This window comes from Kribbella sp. NPDC054772 (genome assembly GCF_053611945.1).
In genome coordinates, this window is the sequence record NZ_JBSHBJ010000061.1 from 1 (window position 1) to 3597 (window position 3597).

At 68.9% G+C, this 3597-nt stretch carries 2 protein-coding genes; both read right to left on the bottom strand.

Features of this window, described 5'->3' with window-relative positions:
* Positions 1-148: 148 nt before the first annotated feature.
* Positions 149-2308: a DUF222 domain-containing protein gene (locus ACWGID_RS40935; protein WP_452204788.1), complete on the bottom strand. Its 2160-nt coding sequence runs from the start codon at positions 2306-2308 to the stop codon at positions 149-151.
* A 223-nt stretch (positions 2309-2531) separates the two neighbouring features.
* Positions 2532-3419 (bottom strand): TIGR01777 family oxidoreductase, encoded by an 888-nt coding sequence (locus ACWGID_RS40940; RefSeq protein ID WP_452204789.1) that lies wholly within the window; start codon positions 3417-3419, stop codon positions 2532-2534.
* Between the last annotated feature and the right edge of the window lie 178 nt (positions 3420-3597).

The following is a 3597-nucleotide window of genomic DNA, read 5'->3' on the forward strand; positions in this document are numbered from 1 at the left end:
CCCGGCACAATACGAAGCGAGCACCACGCTTACCGCCGAGAAGGTAGCCTGACCACCTCACACCGACCCTGTCCGTCGAAACGGGTCAATCCCAAGGTGGCTCAGAAGAGCGGTAGCTCGAAGCTGTGGTGGCTCGGAGCGGTGGGGGTCAGAACAGTGGGGGATCGGCTGCTGGGCGCCGTGTGTTCGGCGGAGTGGATTGTGTCTGCTGCTTGGTCGGTGGACCGCCGGGGTGCTCGTCTCCGAGCCCTGGAGTCGGCGGGCGGCTTCGAAGGGTGGAGCGGTGGGCTTTAGCGGTGTGGCCGTGGGCTTGGGCGGTGGGGCTGTGGGCGGGGTGGGTTGGAGTGGCGGCGGCTGTGGCAGCTGGTGTGGCAGCTGGTGTGGGAGCGGTGGGGTGGGTTGGGGTGATGGGGCCTTGGGCGGGTGGGACTGTGGTGTAGCGGTGGCCGGTGGGAGAGGTGAGGGTTACGGAGCCGTCGGGGGTGGTTGTGGTGCTCCACTTCCAGGCGGGGTTGTCTTTGATGACGTGGTGGTACTCGCAGTAGGGCACTAGGCCGGCGAGGGTTGTTTGGCCGGACTGGGCGAAGGGGGTTGCGTGGTCGCGGTCGCATTCGCGGGAGGTGCGGTTGCAGCCGGGCCAGGCGCAGACGGGGTGGCGGGCGAGGAGGGTTTCGGTGACGACGGTGCCGGGGTCGTGGCGGGTGTTGGCGGCTTCTAGGACCGTGCCATTGGTGGGGTCGGTGAGGAGCCGGCGCCAGGTGCCGTCGGTGGCGATTCGGCGGGCCATGTCGGCGGGGATGGGGCCGTAGCCGGTTAGCTCGCAGGGGTTGTCGTCCATGTCGAGCAACGTGGTGATTGGGGTGAGAACCTCGATGTGTGGGCGTCGGCGGTGGCGATCGGGGAGTCTGCGGCCGAGCCAGTCGAGTCCGTTGTGGAGCATGTGGGCGAACAGGTCGGTGATGACGTCTGCGCGTCGTTGTTCCGCGGTGCGTTGGTCGCGGTCGGGGTCACCTGGTGTCGTGCCAGCCGGGTTGCCTGCTGGGCGCTCGCTCGAGGCTGTGTCATCTGCCGTGGCGGTCGCGCGGTGCGTGCTGGAGGCGTTGTGATCGGTTGCGGCGGCGTAGGCCCGTTCGCGGAGGAGGCCGTGATCGGCGCGGGTAGTCGCGGCCTGTTCGGTGGGGACGTCGTGATGGGCGCTGGTGGCGGCGGCCTGTTGGCTGGGGACGTTGTGAGCGGCAGCGGTGGCGGGGGCTTGTTCGGTAGCGGCGGCGCGATTACTGGTGGTGCGTGTGGGGTGCTTGCCGAGGGTGCTGTCATCGGCTGGGGCTGTGTCGAGCCGCTCGGTGGAGGCCGCGTCGTCGAGGGAGGCCATGTCATCGGTTGTGGTCACGCCGAGGCGCTCGCTGATGTGGCGCTCGCTGCTGGGGTGCTCGCCGGGGAGCGTCGCGCTGGATGGGGTCGCGTTTGACGGGGTCGCGGTGGGGTGGGGCGCGGTGGGGTGAGTGGTGGACGCGGAGGGAGGTGGGGTGCCGCGTTTGGATAGGTCGGACATGGCTTGGATTACGACCCACATTTGTTGGATCTTGTCGGCGGTGTGGACTACCCAGAGGCCGGCCATGCCGTCGGTGAGCGGGACGACTTTGCAGGTGCGTTCGGTGAGGGCGGCGCGGTGGCGGTCTGCGGCGTCGTGGGCGGTGTGTTTGGCGACCTGGCGGCGCAGGGATTCGCGGAGGTTGCGGTGGGTTTGTCCGGGGGCGCGGCGCAACACGTGGGCCTCGACGGCTTGGGCGGCGGTGTCTGGGAGTGGGCGGGTGGCCTCGGAGATTGCGAGGGCTTTCGACCAGGTCAGGGCGCCGCAGCGCAACGCGGTGTGGGTCGCGGACAGCGTGCCTGTCAGGTGCAGGGCAGTGTCGATGTGGCGGGCGGCGGTCGGGTGCGACAACTTGAGTGCGGCTGCGATCTCGGCGGTCCAGGAGCGTTCTGGATCGATGGGGCGGCCGGAGGAGTCGAGGCCGTGTGGGCGCGGTAGGTCGCGGGCTTGGGCCTTGCGCTGACGCCAGAAGGAGGCGATCGCGGCGGATTTGATCGAGGCCGCCCAAGCTTCCATTCGGGTAGCGGCTTTCATCAGCTCGATCAGGGCGACAGGTGTCTCGTATTGAGGGCGCACCGGTTCCAAGGCAGCGGCTAGTTCGGCGCCTGGCGGGAGGAGTACCCAGGGTGGGGCCGTACGGCGGAGCATCTCGCGCTCGGCCTCGTCCTGGTCGGCGGCGGCCCACATCTCCCAGTCCAGTTCGTCGACGCGCGACATGGGCGGGAAGTCGTCGTACAGGTCCTCCTCGGAGAGGTACCGCGGAGGGTTCGGGTCGTCAGGCCAGTGCAGGTCGTCAGGCCAGTACAGGTCTTCGGGTGGAGTGGCCGCACAGCAGGACGGAGCGTGCCCGGTGAGGGGTCCTGGGTTGGTCGCGACCGTTGTCATGAACTAATATTAGAACAAGTGTTCGAGCGACCCAAATGAAGGGTCGCCCAGAGATCTAGGACAAGGCGGCGGAGATGGCGGCAGCGACCGTTGGGTGGTGGAAGGTGAAGCCGTTGGATTGGAGACGCGTTGGCAGCGCGCGTTTGCTGCCGAGGAGTTCCCACGCGAATTCGCCGAGCGCGGCCTTCATCAGCAGCGCCGGTACCGGTACGAACGCGGGACGGTGCAGCGCCATTGCCAATGCATCGGTGAACTCGATGTTCGTCGCCGGCGTCGGTAGCGCGACATTCACCGGGCCGCTCACCTCATCGTGTTCGGCCACGAAACGAACAGACCGGATCCAGTCCGTCAGCGACACCACCGGGAAGTACTGACGAGCTGACCCGAGACGTCCACCGAGACCCATGCGGAAGGGAAGGGAGAGCAGTTGGAACGCCGGAGCCTTGCGATCGAGTACGACGCCCGTGCGCAGCGCGGCCACGCGGCTGCCGGCCGCCTGTGCGGGTTCGAGCGCGCCCTCCCACAGCCGGACCACCTCGGACAGGAAACCGTCCCCGAGTGCGGAATCCTCGGTCAGGATGCGATCGCCCAGATCAGTCCCGTACCCGCCGACTCCGCTCTGCGTGATCAGCACCGGCCGCCGGTCGAGTTGCTTGACCACCTCGGCGAGCGTTGCGGTGGTGGCGACGCGGCTCTCCCGGATCGTCAGGCGGTACGTCGGTGTCCACGGGCGCCCGATGTTCGCGCCGGCCAGGTTGACGAGGACGTCGGGATCGCCGAGCGCGTTGGCGTCGAGTTCGCCGCGGGCCGGGTCCCAGCGCAGCTCGTCGGGCGCGCTGGGAGCGCGCCGTACCAGCCGGAGGACTTGGTGGCCGTCGGCAACCAGGTCGCGGGCGAGGGCCTTGCCGAGGAGGCCGGAAGCACCGGCCAGCACGTACTTCATCCCGCTCTGCTCCTTGTCGGGTTCGTGGTACTCCGTGATGCGGGCGGCGTCAGTAGTGGCGAGAACGGTGGCGGAAACTGTGGCAAAACAGTGGCGGAAAACAAAGGCGCGGGGGGGGGGGGGCGGGGGGTGGGGGGGGCGCGCGCGGGGTGGGGGGGGGGGGGCGCGCGCGGTGTCA